Origin of the sequence: Ruegeria atlantica (assembly GCF_013032505.1) — a bacterium.
In the GTDB taxonomy this organism is placed as follows: Bacteria; Pseudomonadota; Alphaproteobacteria; order Rhodobacterales; family Rhodobacteraceae; genus Ruegeria; species Ruegeria atlantica_F.
In genome coordinates this window covers 210,698-230,758 of the sequence record NZ_WQCG01000001.1, presented here as the reverse complement: position 1 = coordinate 230,758, position 20,061 = coordinate 210,698, and the positions used below count along the sequence as shown (strand labels likewise).

General features: G+C 56.6%; 17 protein-coding genes and 1 tRNA gene. 5 read left to right on the top strand and 13 right to left on the bottom strand.

Going from position 1 to position 20,061, the window contains the following annotated elements; all coding sequences use genetic code 11:
- Positions 1 to 22: 22 nt before the first annotated feature.
- The 4 genes from GOW92_RS01120 to recA all read right to left on the bottom strand — a co-directional run bounded on the left by GOW92_RS01120 (position 23) and on the right by recA (position 5,260).
- The gene (locus GOW92_RS01120) at positions 23 to 646 is read right to left on the bottom strand and encodes a transglutaminase-like cysteine peptidase (RefSeq protein WP_170557247.1); all 624 of its coding nucleotides are present in this window, start codon (positions 644 to 646) and stop codon (positions 23 to 25) included.
- Positions 647 to 1,012: 366 nt separating this feature from the next.
- A complete protein-coding gene (locus GOW92_RS01115; RefSeq protein ID WP_170557245.1) occupies positions 1,013 to 1,300 on the bottom strand; it encodes a DUF1330 domain-containing protein in 288 nt (95 codons plus the stop codon).
- A gap of 1 nt (position 1,301) precedes the next feature.
- Positions 1,302 to 3,974 carry an alanine--tRNA ligase gene (alaS, locus tag GOW92_RS01110; RefSeq protein WP_170559292.1) on the bottom strand — a complete coding sequence of 891 codons (2,673 nt, stop codon included), beginning with the start codon at positions 3,972 to 3,974 and terminating at the stop codon, positions 1,302 to 1,304.
- A 218-nt stretch (positions 3,975 to 4,192) separates the two neighbouring features.
- Complete coding sequence (recA, locus tag GOW92_RS01105; RefSeq protein WP_170557243.1) at positions 4,193 to 5,260, bottom strand: recombinase RecA; 1,068 nt, start codon at positions 5,258 to 5,260, stop codon at positions 4,193 to 4,195.
- A 192-nt stretch (positions 5,261 to 5,452) separates the two neighbouring features.
- Here recA and GOW92_RS01100 point away from each other — a divergent pair, with 192 nt between their 5' ends.
- A complete protein-coding gene (locus GOW92_RS01100) occupies positions 5,453 to 6,046 on the top strand; it encodes a sulfotransferase family 2 domain-containing protein (RefSeq protein ID WP_170557240.1) in 594 nt (197 codons plus the stop codon).
- Here GOW92_RS01100 and GOW92_RS01095 read toward each other — a convergent pair whose 3' ends face one another.
- The 3 genes from GOW92_RS01095 to guaB all read right to left on the bottom strand — a co-directional run bounded on the left by GOW92_RS01095 (position 6,047) and on the right by guaB (position 11,133).
- Entirely contained in the window at positions 6,047 to 8,341 is a 2,295-nt protein-coding gene (locus tag GOW92_RS01095) for an ATP-binding protein (protein ID WP_170557238.1), read from the bottom strand.
- Positions 8,342 to 8,445: 104 nt separating this feature from the next.
- A complete protein-coding gene (locus GOW92_RS01090; RefSeq protein ID WP_170557236.1) occupies positions 8,446 to 9,603 on the bottom strand; it encodes an RsmB/NOP family class I SAM-dependent RNA methyltransferase in 1,158 nt (385 codons plus the stop codon).
- Positions 9,604 to 9,684: 81 nt separating this feature from the next.
- On the bottom strand, positions 9,685 to 11,133 hold the full coding sequence (gene guaB / locus GOW92_RS01085; protein ID WP_170557234.1) for an IMP dehydrogenase: 1,449 nt from the start codon (positions 11,131 to 11,133) through the stop codon (positions 9,685 to 9,687).
- A gap of 217 nt (positions 11,134 to 11,350) precedes the next feature.
- Here guaB and GOW92_RS01080 point away from each other — a divergent pair, with 217 nt between their 5' ends.
- Complete coding sequence (locus GOW92_RS01080; RefSeq protein ID WP_170557232.1) at positions 11,351 to 13,393, top strand: ASKHA domain-containing protein; 2,043 nt, start codon at positions 11,351 to 11,353, stop codon at positions 13,391 to 13,393.
- Between the two features lie 23 nt (positions 13,394 to 13,416).
- Complete coding sequence (locus GOW92_RS01075; protein WP_170557230.1) at positions 13,417 to 14,274, top strand: class I SAM-dependent methyltransferase; 858 nt, start codon at positions 13,417 to 13,419, stop codon at positions 14,272 to 14,274.
- A 65-nt stretch (positions 14,275 to 14,339) separates the two neighbouring features.
- Here the strand turns inward: GOW92_RS01075 and GOW92_RS01070 are convergent.
- From GOW92_RS01070 to GOW92_RS01050, 5 genes are all read right to left on the bottom strand, one after another.
- Positions 14,340 to 14,413 (bottom strand) — tRNA-Gly (locus tag GOW92_RS01070).
- Positions 14,414 to 14,482: 69 nt separating this feature from the next.
- Positions 14,483 to 15,310 carry a polyphosphate kinase 2 family protein gene (locus GOW92_RS01065; RefSeq protein ID WP_217356493.1) on the bottom strand — a complete coding sequence of 276 codons (828 nt, stop codon included), beginning with the start codon at positions 15,308 to 15,310 and terminating at the stop codon, positions 14,483 to 14,485.
- A gap of 129 nt (positions 15,311 to 15,439) precedes the next feature.
- A complete protein-coding gene (locus GOW92_RS01060) occupies positions 15,440 to 16,501 on the bottom strand; it encodes a methyltetrahydrofolate cobalamin methyltransferase (RefSeq protein WP_170557228.1) in 1,062 nt (353 codons plus the stop codon).
- 9 nt (positions 16,502 to 16,510) lie between these two features.
- Positions 16,511 to 17,437 (bottom strand): methylenetetrahydrofolate reductase, encoded by a 927-nt coding sequence (locus tag GOW92_RS01055; protein ID WP_170559288.1) that lies wholly within the window; start codon positions 17,435 to 17,437, stop codon positions 16,511 to 16,513.
- A gap of 26 nt (positions 17,438 to 17,463) precedes the next feature.
- Entirely contained in the window at positions 17,464 to 17,760 is a 297-nt protein-coding gene (locus GOW92_RS01050; protein ID WP_170557226.1) for a virulence factor, read from the bottom strand.
- Positions 17,761 to 18,001: 241 nt separating this feature from the next.
- On the opposite strand from GOW92_RS01050, the gene GOW92_RS01045 reads away from it, so the two are divergent.
- Positions 18,002 to 19,114, top strand: coding sequence for a Ppx/GppA phosphatase family protein (locus GOW92_RS01045; RefSeq protein WP_108858582.1), 1,113 nt, complete (start codon positions 18,002 to 18,004; stop codon positions 19,112 to 19,114).
- Positions 19,114 to 19,830, top strand: a complete 717-nt coding sequence (locus GOW92_RS01040; protein ID WP_170557224.1) for an RlmE family RNA methyltransferase — start codon at positions 19,114 to 19,116, stop codon at positions 19,828 to 19,830. Before GOW92_RS01045 ends, GOW92_RS01040 begins: the two co-directional genes overlap by 1 nt.
- Before the next feature lies 1 nt (position 19,831).
- On the opposite strand, the gene GOW92_RS01035 is transcribed toward GOW92_RS01040, so the two are convergent.
- The gene (locus GOW92_RS01035) at positions 19,832 to 20,020 is read right to left on the bottom strand and encodes a hypothetical protein (RefSeq protein WP_170557222.1); all 189 of its coding nucleotides are present in this window, start codon (positions 20,018 to 20,020) and stop codon (positions 19,832 to 19,834) included.
- Between the last annotated feature and the right edge of the window lie 41 nt (positions 20,021 to 20,061).

Genomic DNA, 20,061 nt, shown 5'->3' with positions numbered 1-20,061 from the left:
GCTGATAGATCAGTTCGAAATTCTAGCTTCTTCCGTATACACCAACCCAATTGCTGGGCTTCGCCGGATCTTGCATCCGAAGGAACAAATACCGCGTGGCCGACCAGGGCTTGATCCGATTAGTCAGATTGTCCAGCACCAGATCCCCTTTGGCCGAGCGGTAGACAAGAACTGCATGTGCGTTTCGGCGCGTATCCAACACCGTCGCGATCAGCAATTTGTTTGGGTCAACACCCGCCCGGATCAGATCCCTTTTCTTCAAAAGGGCAAAATCCTCGCAATCTCCGCCTCGCGTTGTCGGCAAAGCCCATCGTTCGGTAGTGCGGTACTGCACCTGATCCGTAACCGCCCGCGTCGTCGCGTTGACCTGACGATTGATCCGCTCAATGATCTGCATTTCCTGCTGCGAGGACATGCGTACCGATGCCTTGCTGGCGCACGCCCAAGAATACTGACGGCACAATTGTTGAGCCCCACTTGGCGGGGGGGACGCCGCGAGGGTTCGGATGAAACTGCCTTCGCTTGCGTCCACTTGCGACCCGGCGACCGCGACTCCGCAAACCAATGCGGCAATCCCCACGGCCCGACCTGAATGTGTTTTTAACCGCCCGAGAGCGGCTTTGAGTCCGATATCTACCGATTTCATGCCTGTACCTCGATCCCTGTTCTCAAGACGATTGCCTACAAGCGGGACCGTATGCGATTAGAACCAACTAACGGTAAACGGTAGCGCTTGTACAATCTGGGGCGAACGTGAACGGGAAAAAAGGCGGAAATTCGTCACTCAATATGACCATTTCGCGCTGGAAATGAGAGTAATGCGCCACAATCTAGGCGGGAATATATCAAACAACTCGCGTCGGATCATATTAAGGCGCTGGAATCACAAAGATTCCACAGGCGTCCAAAATTGCCACAATACAGTTCACTTCACTTGTGAACTGTTCGGCTGATTTCCGCCCATGGGCCATTTCTAACGACAGGAAATCTGCCGATCAGAGACGCGTTATTTTTAGTCTGTGATTTCCACGACCACCAATTCACGCTCACTCGCACCGCGCGCGTGATCAAGAGCCTGCTGGTATTCGGGCGAATTATAGCACTCGACCGCGGCCTCGACGGATGGGAATTTCGCGACCACGTTGCGTGGACGCTCTTTCCCTTCCAATTGCACATAGCGGGCAGCCCGGGCGATAAATGCGCCGCCATGCTTGGCAATCGCGGGACCTGCGAGTTCCGCGTATTTCGCATACGCATCTGCGTCCGTCACGGTGACGTGTGCAATCCAAAGTGCAGCCATCTTATCCTCCCAAAACCTGTTCTGCGGCCTTGATCGCCGCATCTGCATTCGAGGCGTCCTTGCCGCCGCCTTGCGCCATGTCAGGACGACCACCGCCGCCCTTGCCGCCTAGCTCGGCAACAGCAGCACGGACAAGATCAACGGCCGAGACTTTATCGGTCAGATCAGAGGTCACACCGGCGGCCACGGCTGCCTTACCACCGGCATCCGCGATCAGCAGAACGGCTCCGGACCCCAACCGATTTTTGTGCTCATCAATCAGTGCTGGCAAATCCTTGCCGGATACACCGTTCAACGCCTGTGCAAGAAAGGACACGCCATTCACGTTGCGCGCTTCGCCGCCGCCGCCCTGCCCAGCCCCGCCGGACATCGCCAGATCACGTCGCAGTTGCGCGACTTCGTTCTGTAGCGACTTACGTTCATCGAGCAGCGCTTTGACGCGACCGACAACGTCATCTGGCTGAGCCTTAAGCTCCGAGGCAATCTGACCCAGACGCTGATCCTGTAGTGACAGATGCCGCAGCGCTTCATCACCGGTCAGCGCTTCAATCCGGCGCACGCCCGCACTGCTTGCACTGTCGCCAAGTACCACAAAGGTCCCGATATCACCGGTCTGGCGCACATGCGTGCCGCCACACAACTCAATCGACCAGGTCTCTCCGTCCTGGCCCTTACCGGTCGCGGCCTTGCCCATAGAAACAACGCGTACTTCGTCGCCGTATTTCTCACCAAACAACGCCTGTGCGCCCAGTTTCCGCGCATCGTCCGGTGTCATGATACGCGTTTCGACAGTCGAGTTCTGACGGATGAACTCATTCACATCACGCTCAACCTTCCGAATCTCGTCACCGCTCAGTGCCTTGGAATGGCTGAAGTCAAACCGCAAACGATCTGAAGCGTTCAGAGAGCCGCGCTGTGCCACGTGATCACCCAGCGTCTCGCGCAGCGCTTCATGCAATAGGTGCGTGGCCGAGTGGTTGGCGCGAATGGCCGTGCGGCGCGCGTGGTCGACCTCAAGCTCGACGGCATCACCTTTGGACAGAGCGCCCTGTTCGACGGACACCTTATGAGCATAAACTTTGCCATCAGCGAATTTTCGGGTGTCCTCGACCCTTGCCAAGTCACCGCTGTGTTCCAAGCGCCGGATTTCACCGGTATCACCAACCTGACCACCAGCCTCGCCGTAGAACGGCGTCTGGTTCACTATCACCCAGCCGGAACCGCCCTCTTCAATTGTGTCGACCAATGCGCCATCGACCACCAAAGCGGCAATCTGGCCCTCGGCCTTTTCCGTGTCATAGCCAAGGAAATCAGTAGCCCCGGCAATATCAAGCACGTCGAACCACACGGCCTGATCCGCCGCCTCGCCCGAACCGGCCCAAGCAGCCCGCGCCTTTGCTTTTTGCTCGGCCATGGCCGCGTCGAAACCGTCCGTATCCACGGTCCGGCCCTTTTCTCGAAGGGCATCCTGCGTAAGATCCAGAGGGAAACCATAGGTGTCATATAGTTTGAAAGCTGCTTCACCCGGCAAAGCTGCACCTTCGGACAAGCCCGAAACTTCGTCGTCCAGCAGTTTCAGACCACGGTCGAGGGTTTGCTTGAAGCGTGTTTCTTCCAGCAGCAGGGTTTCTTCGATCAACGGCTGCGCCTGTCCCAATTCGGTATATTGCGCGCCCATCAGTTGCACCAAGCTGGGCACCAGTTGGTACATGATCGGGTCTTTCGCACCCAGCAGATGCGCATGACGCATGGCCCGACGCATGATCCGGCGCAACACGTAGCCGCGGCCATCATTTGACGGCATCACCCCGTCGGCAATCAGGAATGAGGTTGAACGCAGGTGGTCCGCGATCACCCGATGATGCACGTTCTGATCACCATAAGGATCGACGCCGGTCGCTTCTGCCGAAGCCTCGATCAGAGTTTTGAACAGATCGGTGTCATAGTTGTCGTGGCTGCCCTGCAGCAATGCGCCGATCCGTTCCAGCCCCATGCCGGTGTCGATCGACTGCATATCGAGTTCGACCATCGAGCCATCTTCGAACTGCTCGTTCTGCATGAAAACAATGTTCCAGATTTCGATGAACCGATCGCCGTCTTCCTCCGGTGATCCCGGAGGACCACCCCAGATGTGATCGCCGTGGTCATAGAAAATCTCGGTACACGGACCGCAGGGACCGGTTGGGCCCATCTGCCAGAAATTATCGCTGGTTGCGATACGGATGATCCGGTCTTCGGGCACGCCGACCTTTTTCCAGATCTCAAATGCCTCGTCATCCGTGTGATAAACGGTAGTCAGCAGGCGGTTCTTGTCGATCCCGAATTCTTTGGTGATCAGTTCCCACGCAAAAGGGATCGCTTCGTGTTTAAAGTAATTGCCGAACGAAAAGTTACCCAGCATCTCGAAGAATGTGTGGTGACGCGCGGTATAGCCAACGTTGTCGAGATCATTGTGCTTGCCGCCTGCCCGCACGCATTTTTGTGCAGTCGTGGCGCGCTGGTAATCACGGGTCTCAACGCCGGTAAACAGGTTCTTGAACTGCACCATGCCTGAGTTCACGAACATCAATGTCGGGTCATTGCGTGGCACCAGAGGGCTGGATGCGACAACTTCATGCCCTTGTTTGGCAAAATAGTTTAGGAAGGTTGAGCGGATATCGTTCAGCGTGGGCATAAGGCTCTCTCGGCGCGCAATCTCAGTGTTCTGAAATGGTTTATCCCCGTCCCCAAGGATAGTCCACAAGGATAAGTCAGCCATGTTTTTCGAAGTGCAGGAAAGTCCTTTAACAAGAGCGACGTTTTCAGAATGACATAAGGCGGCCACGAAGGCCGCCTTATCTTCAGTATCTCAATCCTTACCTTGCCGGGGGGATGTAGACCCGACCGCATCCGTCATGCTTCGAGGATATCGTCTTCCTCGGCAGAGCCGGGTGGCATGTCGAACTCAAGCCCATGCGCGGCCCGAATTTTGTCTTCGATATCCAGCGCAATACGGCTGTTGTCACGCAAGTATTGCTTGGCGTTCTCACGCCCCTGCCCGATCCGTTCGTCTCCATAGCTGAACCACGAACCTGATTTCTCAACCACGCCAGCCTTGACGCCTAGATCCAGCAACTCACCCATCTTGCTGATGCCTTCGCCATACATGATGTCGAATTCAACCTGCTTGAATGGCGGTGCCACCTTGTTCTTGACAACTTTCACACGCGTCTGGTTGCCGACGACTTCATCGCGATCTTTGATCGCGCCAATCCGCCGGATATCCAGACGAACCGAGCTGTAGAATTTCAGCGCGTTACCACCGGTCGTGGTTTCGGGACTGCCAAACATCACGCCGATCTTCATCCGGATTTGGTTGATAAAGATCACCATGCAGTTTGAGCGGTTAATGGAACCGGTCAGCTTTCGCATTGCCTGGCTCATCAATCGGGCCTGAACGCCGACGCTGCTGTCACCCATATCGCCTTCCAACTCGGACTTGGGCGTCAATGCCGCAACCGAGTCGACCACAACCATGTTGACTGCGCCCGAACGAACAAGCGTGTCGGTGATCTCAAGCGCCTGTTCACCTGTGTCAGGCTGCGAGATCAGAAGCTCATCCAGATCAACACCCAGTTTGCGGGCATATTGAGGATCCAGCGCGTGTTCTGCATCCACGAATGCACACACGCCGCCGCGTTTTTGCTGTTCAGCTATGCAATGCAGAGTCAGCGTGGTTTTGCCCGAACTTTCGGGACCGTAAATCTCGACGATCCGGCCCATTGGCAGACCACCGATTCCCAGCGCGATATCCAAACCCAGTGATCCGGTTGAGCTTGCGTCGATGTCTTGCTTGGAATCCTCACCAAGCTTCATGATCGAGCCCTTGCCGAACTGCCGTTCGATTTGCGCCAGCGCGCTATCAAGCGCCTTTTGCTTGTCTGCGTTTTTCTTGTCGCTCATTGTCAGAAGATCCGCCATTGTCCTGTCGCCTTCTCTTTTGTCACACCCATGATCGGGCGGCAATCACTGCTTTGTTCGCCTCTTGTTCCTTATGGGACCAAAAAGAGAACATTTCAACTAAAACTTACAATACTTACTGTTCGGCAATTGTATTAAAGAGTCGTTTACGACAATCTGCGCCTGTGAAATAACTCGGCGAAGGGCGAATAAATGCTTGTTTTCTATAAAGAACGCCTTGCGTTTCTGGCTGTTCCAAAAACAGGCAGCACAGCCTATCACACCGCCCTGAGCGCGCGGGCCGACCTTGTCGTCACCGGCCCGCCCGAGCTAAAACACGCACCTGTTCGCCGCTTTGACAGGTTTTTCCAGAACATTTTTCGAAAAATGTATGACGCTGAGATGGAGATCATGGCCGTCGTGCGCGAACCGATCGACTGGCTGGGCAGTTGGTACAAGTATCGCGGCCGCGACGACCGCATCGGACATCCGCATTCAACGCAAAACCTGAGCTTTGATGACTTCGTACAAGCATACATGCAGAATCCTCGTCCGGAATTCGCGGATGTCGGCAGTCAAAGCCAGTTTTTTCGAACACGTAACAACGGGTTTGGTGCAACGCATGTCTTCAAGTACGAAAACCAGGACAAAATCCTGAGTTTTCTACAAGACCGGCTGTGCATGGATATCGCCCTGCAGCGCGAAAATGTCTCACCTGTACGGGACCTGTTGCTGTCGTCGGATACAGAAAAGAAGTTCCGCAAACACCATGCTGCCGAATTCGCCTGCCACGACGCGGCGCTGTAATCAGTTGAGCAGATGAAAAACCGTCTCGGTCAATTGCGTGAGAGAAAACGGTTTGGGCAAAAACGTGGAATTCGCAATCTCGGGACCTGAATCTCCGAATGCGCCTTCGGTATAGCCTGACATAAATACTACCCTCACATCAGGGCGGGTCTCCATCGCCTTGCGCACCCAAGATGGGCCGTCCATTCCCGGCATGACCACGTCTGTCACGAAGGCATCCACATGCACAGACTCGTCCTCAAGAAGGTAAAGCGCTTCTTCGGCCGATCCGGCTTCGAGCACGGTGTAGCCCTTCAATCGCAGTGCACGTGTGGCGAACGCTCGGACCGGAGCCTCATCTTCGACCAGCAGAACCACGCCTTCCCCTTGCCGGGACGTGGGAATCTCCGGCAGACTTGCGTTATCCCGGTCATTCTTTTGCTGAGCTTTTGAGACCGGCAAAAGCACGGTAAATTCGGTTCCTTTGCCTGGAATGCTGTCAACAAAGATGAACCCGCCTGTCTGCTTGACGATTCCGTAGACCGTCGACAACCCAAGGCCGGTCCCCTCACCGGTGCGCTTGGTGGTATAGAACGGCTCAAAAACTTTTTGCAGCTTGTCGGCAGGAATGCCTGTGCCACTGTCGATCACTTTCACGATGACGTATTCGCCGGGTTGAACTGTTGCACGATCCCGCCTGAACGGTTCGGTCAGGGACACAACCTCAGTCTCGATGCGCACCTCGCCGCCTTCGGGCATTGCGTCCCGTGCATTCACGACAAGATTCATAAACACCTGTTCAAGCTGCCTTTTGTCGGCTCTCACGGGTTTGAGCACTGGATCGTGGCTCAGCGTCAGCCGCACTTTCTCTCCCACCAAACGGTTCAAAAGATGGATCAGGTCGGAAATCGTGTCCCGCAGATCCAAAACCTCTGGCTGCAGCGTCTGCTTGCGCGAAAAGGCGAGAAGTTGACTGACCAACGCAGCGGCCCGGTTGGCGTTCTGGTTGATCTGAACAAGGTCACCGTAATTTGGATCATTCTGATCGTGCCGCAGCAACAACAGATCGCAATGCCCCGATATCGCGGTCAGAAGATTGTTGAAATCATGCGCCACGCCACCGGCCAATTGCCCAACAGCCTGCATCTTCTGACCCTGCACAAACTGAGCTTCCATCGTCTTAAGCTCAGTCGCATCATTCAGGACGGCAATCAGACAAATTCCTCCATCGCATGTCACCCGGTTTAGCGTGACCTGGACGAAGACTTCTTTGTCCTGACGTGTCAGGCGTAGGAATTCCGACCGGGGAACGGCATCTTCATCCGCCACAGCGCGCGTCAACCAATCAAGGATAGGGTAACCAAGCCCGTGCATAATTTCGGCTACATTTGACTTGCCCTGCTCGATCTCTCCGATCAGCTTAATCGCCATCCGGTTCGCATCCAAAATTAGGCCTTCGGCTGACAGACACATCACAGGCACCGGCAATTCGGCGAAAGGCGCATCAGGACCAGTTTGACCCGCGGCATTCATTGGCAATAGAAGCAGATCTCGCACCGTGCCCGAGCGGAACAACTCGGCCACCGTAACTGGTATCTGCCCGTCCGAAGTTTGGACCATCGAGATTTCACCCAGTTTCGGAACGTCATTGGGAAAGATCTTTCCCATTACTTCTGGCTTTTGGCCTAGCATGGCCTCCGCCACTCCATTCACACGCAATACAGACCCGTTGCGCCCTTCTGTCAGCACTGGAACCGGGGCGTCATCCCATTGCCCCCGTTCATCCAGATGGAATCGCCAGCAGAACATCTCTTGGCTTACGCTAAACACCGAGATTGGGATTGTAGAACCAACGGTCACGATATCTTCCCGCGCGCTTTCATGAATTTCCGCGATGGATTGCAAACGCAACAGGATCGCTGCGGGATTCGCGAACCTGGATTTCAGGCAATGGTGTAAGCGTGTGCCAGGAACTGCATGTATTTGGGTCTTTGCCCGCGTGTTTGCGCTCAGAACGTCACCATTTGCGTTGGCGATCACAGTGGGACACAGATCCTGTTCGGTGAAGACTGCCATCATCTCGGCCAGATTGCGCGTCGATCGGTCAGCGATGAATCCACGCAAAACTACCAGGAGACCGGCAGACAATAGCGAGACACCTGCAACAACAAGCCCTGTGTTCCATGCCGCGGGCAAAACGTCCGTCAGAGGCGTTATACTCAACAATGCACCCAGAACAACAAGCGGTACAAGACGCGTGAAGGCTGGTGTTTTTTGCGAGGCGGGTTCCGAAAAAATCTCTGCGGTATCAGACATTAACAACTCAGGCTAGAAGGCTTTGTCACACTCAGCCCGAAGATGGTTAACGCCCCCTTAAAGGAAGCGGCTATTTCTACCTGAAGTTGTTATTCAATGACGCGCTATCGCGTCAAGTGCGCGGAAAAGAACCCGTCCGCACCGTGTGTCACAAGCCACGATTTTCGAAAACTCTCAATCCAGTCAGAGTTCGCTTTCAAATACGCATCGACGATATTGCCGTTTTCATCATCCAACATGGAACAGGTGGCATAGGCCAGAGTTCCTTTCGGTCCGACCAGTGGTGCGGCGGATTTTAGAATGTCGAATTGAAGAACATTCAATGCACGCAACCCCTCTTCTGACAGAGCCCATTTCCCGGCCGGAGCACGCCGCCAAGAGCCACTGCCAGAGCACGGCGCATCCGTCAAAACAATATCAAATGGAGCCTGTTGGGCCACCTCTTCCGGTTGCAAGCAAGTGACCTGCACACCTGCCCGTTTTGCCCGCGCAGGAAGATCACGCATACGACCGGAATTCACATCATGCGCAAAGACCTCAACACCCGAATGGGCCGCTAATGCCAGAGCTTTGCCTCCACCGCCTGCGCAAAAGTCCAGAACGCGCAATCCCGGCTTCAGTTCCAACGCTGCAACGACCGCTTGACTGGCTGCATCCTGAAGCTCAACCAAGCCATCGGCATAGGCGCGGCTTTGGGCGATTTTTCTTGCGCCTTCAGTGACCTCCAGTGCTGTATCGCATGCCGGATGAACTTCGGCGCTGATCCCTTCAGCGTGCAACGCGGCAATCGCACCTGTGCGATCAGTCTTGGCAAGGTTCGCGCGCAAATGAACAGGTGCACGGCTTTGCAATACCTGTGCCGCCGCCACCGCCTGATCACCAAGCGAGTTTTGGAAACGCGGCCAGAGCCATTCAGGGATGTCATACTTCTCTGCGTCAGATTTAAATGCGCGCAGCGCATCAGCCGAGGTTATCGGCTCTGGCGCGAAACGTTCGCCGGTGAATAAAGCCTCAAGCTCGCCACGGTTTGCCCGGATCGAACCGATCATCAAACCGCGTCCGGTAGAAGAACCGCCCAAAGCCGAGAAAGACCGTTTGCAACGCAGCGCTTCGAACACGTGATCCCGCACGGCGGCGCGGTCTTTCGAACCTGCAAACCGGCTGCGGCGCGCCCACCCTGTCAAAGCCTTTTCGACCGGTGCGCCAGCAAGGATATCATCAAGGATTTCAATCGAAGCCTGAACACGCGCTGCTGGGATCATGGGGATTTCCGATTTCGTTTCTATGCTCAAAAAAGCAAAACGGCGCCCGTGTCAGGGCGCCGTGCTGCAAACTCAGTTGCTTCACATCACCCGGTAGTTCGGGCTTTCGCGTGTGATCTGCACATCATGCACGTGGCTTTCTTTCAGGCCGGCGCCGGTGATTTTGACGAAGTTGCAGTTCTTGCGCATCTCTTCCACGGTCGCGCAGCCGGTATAGCCCATCGCCGCGCGCAGGCCGCCAACCAATTGGTGCACCACAGCGCTGGCCGAGCCTTTGTAGGGCACCTGACCTTCGATACCTTCGGGCACCAGCTTGTCGTTCGCCGCGTCCTTCTGGAAATAGCGATCGGCTGAGCCGCGCGCCATTGCGCCCAGGCTGCCCATACCGCGATAGGATTTGAACGAGCGGCCCTGATACAGGATTACCTCGCCGGGGCTTTCATCTGTGCCCGCGATCATCGAACCAACCATCGCGCAGGATGCGCCTGCCGCAATGGCTTTGGCAAAATCGCCCGAGAACTTGATTCCGCCATCTGCGATCACCGGTACTTCGCCGGCGGCAGAGGCGCAGTCCATGATCGCCGTCAGCTGAGGCACGCCCACACCAGCAACCATCCGCGTGGTACAGATCGAACCCGGACCGATGCCCACTTTGATCGCATCTGCGCCCGCGTCGATCAGCGCTTTGGTGGCGTCACCGGTTGCCACATTTCCCGCAATGATCTGGACTTCATTCGACAGGGATTTCACCCGCTTCACCGCATCCAGAACCCCTTGCGAATGCCCATGGGCTGTATCCACAACAATGATGTCCACACCCGAATCCACCAGTTGCTCGGACCGTTCGAATCCTGCGTCACCAACCGATGTCGCCGCAGCAACGCGCAAACGGCCCAGCCGGTCTTTACAAGCGGTTGGGTTTAGAACGGCTTGTTCAGTGTCCTTCAGGGTCAGCAGGCCTGTCAGCTTGTTCGCGCCATCGACAACCAGCAGCTTTTCGATCCGACGCGCCTTCATAAGGCTTTTGGCCTCTTCCAGATCCGCTGGCTCTTGCAGCATCGCCAGATTGTCCGAGGTCATCATCACGTGAACCGGTGTATCTTCCGAGGTCGCAAAACGCATATCCCGGTTGGTCAGAATGCCGACCACGCGGCCTTCCTCATCTACAACCGGAAAACCTGTAAAATTATAGCGCTGCACCAGCGCCTTGGCGTCCGCAAGTGTTTGATCGACCCGCAAAGTCACAGGGTTGTATACGATACCCGACTCAAAGCGTTTTACGCGCCGTATCTCTCGCGCTTGTTCTTCAACAGTCAGGTTCTTGTGAACAACGCCGATACCACCAGCTTGCGCCATTGCGATGGCCATGCGCGCCTCGGTCACCGTGTCCATCGCCGAGCTGAGCAGCGGGATGTTCATTGAGATTTCGCGTGTCACGCGCGTGGTTGTATCCGCCGTCGCCGGCAGCACCGACGAGGACGCCGGAACCAAAAGAACATCGTCAAAGGTAAGTGCCTCACGAATCTGCATCTGTTAACCCCATGCAAAAGCCCGTTTGGCGGTGACCCTATTACATGGATTTAACCTAAGGAAAAGCCCCTGACCAAAACTAGTTTGTCGTTGCGGGCAGATGCCGCAGCAAAAAACGACGCTAGACGTACAAAACGTGCCGCTGATTGGCCTTTCCCTTTGCGCACAAACCCATATCTTGCGCGACATACGCGCGAATACAAAAGGCAGGCCAAACATGACCACCGACCCCCTTGTCGTCTTTACCCCGTCGGGCAAACGCGGGCATTTCCCCGTGGGTACTCCGGTTCTGACCGCTGCACGGCAGTTGGGTGTTGATCTGGATTCGGTCTGTGGCGGTCGCGGGATTTGCTCGAAGTGTCAGATCACGCCCAGCTATGGCGAGTTTCCCAAGCACGGCGTGTCCGTCTCCGAGGACGCATTGAGTGAATGGAACGCAGTTGAGCAGCGCTATGACGACAAGCGCGGGCTGAAACCGGGTCGTCGCCTGGGATGTCAGGCGACAGTCCAGGGCGATGTTGTGATCGACGTTCCCCCTGAAAGCCAGGTCCACCGTCAGGTTGTGCGCAAAGCCGCCGCAGCACGAGCAATCACAATGGATCCGGCGACAAGGCTGTATTTCATTGTGGTAGAAGAGCCGGACATGCATTCGCCCACTGGGGATCTGGAACGGCTTGAACGCGCCCTGCGCGAGCAGTGGAACATTGACGCGGTCACCGCTGACCTGTCCCTAATGTCCAAACTGCAACCCGTTCTGCGCAAAGGCAAATGGGAAGTTACGGTCGCCGTTCACAAAGGCCACAAAGACGAGGTCGCCCGCGTGGTCGAAATCTGGCCCGGTCTGCACGAACATGGGCTTTACGGTCTGGCTATCGACCTTGGCTCAACCACAATCGCGGCCCACCTGACCGATCTGGAAACTGGTGAGGTCAAGGCGTCTTCCGGCCTGATGAACCCGCAGATTCGCTTTGGCGAAGACCTCATGAGTCGCGTGTCCTACTCGATGATGAACCCTGGCGGCGATCAGGAAATGACCAAGGCCGTGCGTGAGGCGATCAACGACCTGACAACGTCAATTGCCGAAGAAGCAGGGATCGACGCTGAACTGATCGTGGAAACCGTTTTCGTCTGTAACCCGGTGATGCACCATCTTTTGCTGGGTCTGGATCCCGTCGAGCTGGGCCAGGCACCTTTTGCCCTGGCGACATCAGAAAGCATTTCCCTGCCCGCTCGCGAGATGGATTTGACCAAGATGAACCCCCGCGCACAGATCTACATCTTGCCGTGCATTGCGGGCCACGTCGGCGCCGACTGCGCCGCGGTCGCCTTGTCCGAGGAACCGGGCAAATCCGAAGACCTCGTGCTGATCGTCGACGTGGGCACAAACGCAGAAATCCTGCTGGGTAACACCAGTCGCGTTCTGGCCTGTTCTTCGCCCACAGGTCCGGCGTTCGAAGGCGCCCAGATCAGCTCCGGCCAACGCGCAGCACCCGGCGCCATTGAACGTATCGAAATTGACCCGGTCACCAAAGAACCCCGTTTCCGCGTGATCGGGTCCGAGAAATGGTCCGATGAAGACGGCTTCGCTCAGGAGATCGCCACAAGCGGCATCACAGGCATCTGTGGCTCGGGCATCATCGAAGCGGTCGCCGAAATGCGTATCGCGGGACTATTGGACGAAAGCGGCCTGATCGGCTCTGCGGAACAGACCGGCACCACCCGTTGCGTTCCTGAAGGCCGCACCCACGCCTATCTGGTCCATGACGCCAGCGCCGAGGGCGGTCCGCGTATCACTGTCACTCAGGGCGATATCCGCGCTATCCAGCTGGCAAAATCGGCACTTTATGCGGGTGCACGCCTGTTGATGGATGAAATGAACGTCGACACGGTGGATCGCGTTGTGTTGGCCGGGGCGTTCGGCGCGCATATCTCGACCAAGCACGCGATGGTTCTAGGCATGATCCCGGACGCGCCCTTGGACAAGGTCTCAAGCGCAGGCAACGCCGCCGGTACGGGTGCGCGAATTGCCTTGTGCAATATCGGTTCGCGGTCCGAGATCGAACGTGTCGTACGTGAAATCACCAAGGTTGAAACGGCCATCGAGCCCAAGTTTCAGGAACATTTCGTCGCCGCAAACGCCATTCCGCATAAGACCGACCCGTTCCCGGAACTGGCACAGGTGGTCACACTGCCCTCGCCATCCTTCAATGCCGGTGGTGGAGAAGAAAGCTCTGGCCGCAGGCGGCGCAGGCGGTCATAGTCACCCCAAGAAAAGGGGACGGCATGCAGATCGCAAACGAGGAACAGGCTGAATACTGGGGAAAATCTCCGTCCGGGGCCAAATGGTTGACCTACGAGGATCAACTGGATCAGTTAATGGCGCCGGTCCTTGATCTGGTGTTGAAACGTGCTGAATTAAAGCACGGAATGCGGGTGCTGGACATCGGCTGCGGCACAGGCGCAAGCGCGATCGCAGCGGCGAAATCTGTTGGGTCAATTGGCCACGTTCTGGCAGCTGACGTTTCGCAGCCGTTTTTGGACCGCGCTTCGGCTCGGGCATCGGACGCCGGGACGCATAACATCACCTTTCAATTCGGCGATGCCCAGACCCACGGCTTTGACGAGGCGGAACGGGACGCGATGATCTCGCGGTTCGGGGTCATGTTTTTTGAAGACACGGTTGCCGCCTTTGCCAATATGGCCCGCGCGCTTAAACCGGGCGGCACGATGACCTTTGCAGCTTGGGGTCCGTTGCCCGGAAACCCATGGTTCAAAATACCGCATATCGCAGCTACAGATCGGCTGGGCACGCCTCCTAAGGTCGACCGAAATGCTCCGGGCCCGATGGCGTTTCATGATCGTGAACGGGTCACCGGGTTGCTCGAGCGGGCCGGTCTGAGTGATATTCGCGTCGAAGCTGTTGACCTGATGCTGCATTTTGAGGGCTCTTTGCTGGATTGCGCTGCTCTATGCACCCGCGTTGGCCCCGCCGCCCGCGTTATCACCCATTTCGATGGCAAACCCGAGGACGTGGCAGCGATCCAACACGCGGTCGCTGACGCGTTTCTCCCCTTTGCTACCGAAGGTTCGGTACACATCCCGGCGGAAATCAATCTGTTTCAGGCACGCCGCCCGGATTGAGCCGACTTGAACGCCGCACACTATCGCGCTGGTTTCCAAGCATTTTCCCGGGAAAAGTTTAATTTTGGAGCGGGTAGCGGGAATCGAACCCGCGCGTTCAGCTTGGGAAGCTGACAGGCTACCATTACATCATACCCGCCGCGCCAGTCACCGATATCACCCGATACTTACCGCTTTCAAGCGCCCATCATCGGAAAAAGCCACTGCCTTATTCCGTCCTGGCGCGCAGACTGTCGATCAAATCCTGATCGACCTCCAGCACCCGCTGCGCGGCCTCAAGGGTTCGTTGGTCGAGGTGCTGAGGGTTCAGGTCAATATCCATTGAAAGTGCTTCAACAATGATCCGCATCGCATTGATGCGCGCATATTTCTTGTTGTTCGAGGGAATAACATGCCAGGGCGCTACCCCGGTCGAGGTGCGGGCCAGCATTTCATCCACGGCCACCTCAGCCTCGTCCCATTTTTCGCGGTTTCGAAAATCTTCGTAAGTGAGCTTCCACCGTTTCAGCGGATTATTCAGGCGTTCGGTGAAACGCGCCATCTGCTCGTCCGGTGAAATGTGAAAGAACAGCTTCACGAGCCGAGTTCCGTCATCCACCAGCATCCGCTCAAAATCGTTGATTTCCTGGTAGGCTGCGCGCCAGCGCTTTTCCGGTGTCAGGTTTTCCAGGCGTTCAACCAGAACTCGCCCATACCAACTGCGGTCAAAGGCCGAGATCGCACCCGCCGGGGGCAAGCGTTCCCAAAACCGCAGCAGGTAATGGCGGTTCAGGTAGTAGTTACGCGGGGCACCAATCGGCCAAACTTTGAAACTGCGCGGGTCCAGTGCCTGACTGATCCTGCGGATCGTCCCGCCTTTCCCGGCCGCATCCCAGCCTTCGAAAACGATAACGCCCTTGGTTCCGTGGAACAGGAAGGCTTGCTGTATCAGTGACAACTGGGCCTGTAACTCAATCAATTCTTTGAAGTATTCCTTTTTGCCCAGACGCTTGGAAAGATCTGCATCTGCGAGTTTGGACGGATAGTGTCTGACCATTTTTGCACCTGAGCATTGTTGCGACATCGCTATCACTATCATGCCCCGGTCAGATCTCGGCATTGATCGGCATCAAGAAAAAAGGCCGGGCAAATCGCCCGGCCTTTGCATTTTAATCCAGATCGGAGATCAGGCCCGGCGGCGACGGCCACCACCGCGACGGCCGCCTGCAGCACCGGCCGCTCCGGCTTCTTCCGGGGCTTTGTTGAATTTGATCCACTCACCACCGTGCGGGTCGTTATTGGTCAGCAAGTTAGCGGCGCGAATGGCCTCCATCTCTTTACCTGCGCGCGGCTTAGTCGAACCGAGACCGAACAGTTGGCAGAAGGTCTCATCATCCATGTCTGCTGGGAGGATGATGCCCTTCGCCTCGATCTCTGCTTTTTTCTCGGCAAGTTTCTTCGGACCCACCGGCAAGGCGACTGGGTTCATAATAGCCGATGTCATGCCCGCACCCATCGCCATCGGAAGGAACGCGTTGTTGATGCCATGGCGGTTCGGCAGGCCAAACGAAACATTCGAAGCGCCACAAGTGGTGTTCACGCCCAGTTCTTCACGCAGACGACGGACCAGAGCGAACACTTGCTGCCCAGCAGTGGCCATCGCGCCGATGGGCATAACCAGCGGGTCGACAACGATGTCATGCGCCGGGATGCCGAAATCAGCTGCGCGCTCAACGATCTTTTTGGCCACTTCGAACCGCACATCGGGGTCTTCCGAGATACCGGTGTCGTCGTTCGAGATCGCAACCACAGGAACGTTGTATTTCTTGACCAGCGGCAGAACCAGCTCCAGGCGATCTTCCTCACCGGTGACCGAGTTGAGCAGCGGACGGCCTTCAGCCGCCTCAAGACCCGCTTCCAGTGCACCGGGAACGGACGAGTCGATGCACAGCGGCACGTCAACCAGCCCTTGCACTAGCTCAACGATCTTGCGCATCAGCGGCGGCTCGGTCTCGTTCGGGTTAGGGTTCGAGTTATAGACAACGCCCGCGTTGATATCCAGGACGGTTGCCCCTGCCAGAACCTGTGCCAGCGCGTCTTTCTCGACGGTTGAGAAATCGCCTGCTTCCAGCTCGGCCGCCAGTTTCTTGCGGCCAGTCGGGTTGATCCGCTCACCGATCACGCAAAACGGTTCGTCAAAGCCCAGGACGGCGGTTTTTGATTTTGATTCTACGACTGTACGGGTCATGTCCGTTCCTTAGGAGTTTGCAGGCTTTGCCGAAGCGCCGCCGTTATTGATTGCCCAGTTGGCGTTGGTCTTGATGCCGCCAAGCGGGAAGAAGTGTACGTTGGTGATGTTGAAGTCCGGGATGGCCGCTTTGTGGTTGGCCAGTTCGGTGATCACATCGGTTGGCTCATAAGGCAGCAGCAGCTTGGAGACGTCCATCGCGCGTTTTTGCAAGACCTTCAACGACGGTCCGACGCCACAGGCGATGGCGAATTTGATCAGGGTCTGAAGTTTGGCTGGGCCTGCGATACCGATGTGAACCGGGATGTCGATACCAGCTTCTTTCAGGCTGTCGGCCCATGCGATGATCGGCTTGGCATCGAAGGCGAACTGAGTGGCCAATGCCATTTCGGCGTCAGTGGTTTCTGAAAACTTCTGTTTCCAGCGCAGCGCGTCATCAACATTTTTCGTCGAACCGTCAGGATCAATGTCCTTATTGCCTTCGGGGTGGCCCGCTACGTGCAGACGCTTGAAACCTGCCTTGTCGAACAGACCGGATTCCAGCAACTGCATTGAGCTGTCGAAGTCGCCATGCGGCTTGGCAACGCCACCAGCCAGCAGCAGGGCCTGATCTACACCCGCTTCGCCTTGGTACATGGAAATCCAGTTTTCCAGCGTCGCCGCATCCTTGATGATCCGTGCCGGGAAGTGCGGCATGACCGGATAACCTTCATCCGCGATCCGCTTGGCGGTCTTGACCATATCCTCGATCGGCGTGCCTTCGATATGGGCAATGTACACGCGTGTGCCTTCGGGCAGCAGCGCGCGGAAATCTTCGACCTTCTCGGCGGTGCGTGGCATAACCTCGATCGAATAACCTTGCAAAAAGGCTTCGACGGTCGGGTTTACAGGGCCGTTTTCGACCGCATCACGTTTCTTGAAGTTCAGCAAAGCCATTGCGGCCTCCCATATAGATCTGGGGCTCATGCCCAACCGTCATTGGCGATCAGGGCTTTGATGCGGTCCTGATCGTATTCCGTTTCCAAACGCGTGGCCTCGGTCTCGGCAATTTCAGACGGGTCGCCATCCACTGCAAAGGGTTCGGCTTTGCGCCATTCGGCCAGGTAGGCATCGCTGTCCTTGGCGTTCACCTTCATAGCCGCGCGGTCGATGGCTTGTTCGAACCGTTCCTCCAATTGCCGCTTTGCGCCTCGGCGGCCTTTGCCGACGATGACTTGGGCGGGAATATCGCGCCAGTAAACAATGGTGACGTCAGGCATTGCGTTTGATTCCTCCTAACCAGATGGACCGGTTCTAAACGTCTATGTGGGGGCAAGTCGGTCGATTTTCGACACAAGGCGCATTTCCAGCGACGTTTTTGCCCACGATGGGATACCGGGGTTGTAACGAAGTCTGAAGCAAACACGCATATCAAAATTCTCATCACTTTAATGAGCGTCTTGCACGACGCACACGCCCGACCTATGGTCGGGGTAACTCGAAAATCGGAGGGCGTTTAATATGGCGCCCAAGCGTCCCAAAGGTGCGGGCGCGTTCCCGAAGGCGGTCGAAAGCCCCGCGCCGGCAAGACCCGATCCAGATGCGTTGTATGCGGCGCTGGATTTGGGGACAAATAGCTGCCGCATGTTGATAGCCCAGCCCAAGGGCAGTGGGTTTCATGTGGTAGACAGTTTTTCCAAATCCGTGCAGTTGGGCGCGGGTTTGGAACGGACCGGACGTTTGTCTCGGTCTTCGATGGCGCGCACCATTCAAGCGCTTCGCATCTGTCAACAAAAGCTGAAACGCAACAAGGTCCGGCGCATGCGTCTGGTCGCGACTGAGGCATGCAGGCGTGCCAAAAACTCACGCGAATTTATCCGGCAGGTAAAACGCGAAACCGGACTGACGCTCGAGATCATCCAGCCCGAGGAAGAGGCACGCCTGGCCGTGATCTCTTGTGCACCGCTGGTGTCCACCAAGACCGAGCAATTGCTGGTCGTGGATATCGGCGGTGGGTCAACCGAACTGGTGTGGATCGACATCTCATCCGTACCGCGCCGGGACCGTCCGGCCGCGATCATGCGGCTGCACCATGGGTTTCACACGACTGACAGCCCCTTCCCTGCGGCAAAAGTCGTCGACTGGATCAGCGTGCCCCTAGGTGTTGCAACCTTGCGCGACCAGTTTAACGACGTCGAAGATGACTCCGCCCGCTTTGCCCTGATGAGCTGGTTTTTCGAAGAAAACCTCGCCGATTTCGCACCTTACAAGGACGAACAGGCCCGTTTGGGGTTCCAGATCGTTGGCACCAGCGGCACGGTAACAACCGTTGCGGCTTCACACCTTGGGCTCAAGCGCTATGACCGTACCAAGGTCGACGGTTTGCGCATGACCAGCGATCAGATTGACAAAGTCATCCGAGGGTATCTAGAACTCGGCCCTCAGGGTCGGCGCCGGGATCCGCGTATCGGCGATGACCGGCAGGCCCTGATCATGTCCGGCTCGGCCATTTTGCAGGCGCTTTTAAGATGCTGGCCCACCGACCGCCTTTCTGTTGCGGACCGGGGGCTGCGCGAAGGCTTGCTTTATGCGCAAATGAGTGCGGACGGTGTATTGGAAGACGGACCGTTCTGATGGCGAAGACACCAAGTGGCAAAAACAACTCGGGTCGCGGACAGCGTGACCTGAAGGTCAAAGTTAAGACTGCACGTGGGCGCAAGCTCAGCTCGACCCGTTGGCTCGAGCGGCAGCTTAACGACCCTTATGTGAAGCGCGCGCAGGTCGAAGGGTATCGCGGACGCGCTGCGTTCAAAATCCTCGAGTTGGACGATAAATTCCGCTTTCTCGTCCCAGGAGCACGTGTCGTCGATCTGGGCTGCGCGCCCGGTGGCTGGCTACAAGTGGCCGTCAAACGCGTGAACGCGTTGGGCGAAAAGTCGGGAAAACGTATCGGAACGGTTCTGGGAGTCGACCTGCAAGAGGTTGAGCCCGTGGCCGGCGCCGAGGCACATGTGCTGGACTTCATGGAAGACGACGCCGATGTGAAGGTCAAAGAATGGCTGGGCGGCAAGGCCGACGTGGTGATGTCAGACATGGCCGCGTCGTCATCGGGGCATAAGCAAACCGACCACCTTCGCATCATGGCGTTGTGTGAAACGGCAGCCTATTTTGCCTTTGATGTGCTTGATGAAGGCGGAACATTCGTCGCCAAGGTTTTGGCTGGCGGTGCGGAAGGCGATCTGCAGAAGCTGTTGAAACAGAAGTTCGACAAGGTTGCGAATGTGAAACCACCCGCGTCGCGCTCGGACAGTTCCGAGAAGTTCGTGGTCGCAACGGGTTTTCGCGGTTAGATCAATCGTCCAACGAAATCCGGTCTTCGGTAAGAACTTGTTCGCGCAGTGACGCTGCCGCGATGCCTTGCAGCAACAGCGCCTGACCGTGATTGATGTATTCAGGTGGTTTTGCACGCAAGTCTTCGATCCGCTGCGGCAAGGCAAGTGGCTTTTTCAGCCTCGATGTGTGGACCGGTTTCAGAAACATGCGTCACCTTTAAACTGGGCATTTTTTGCCTCGGCTTTACC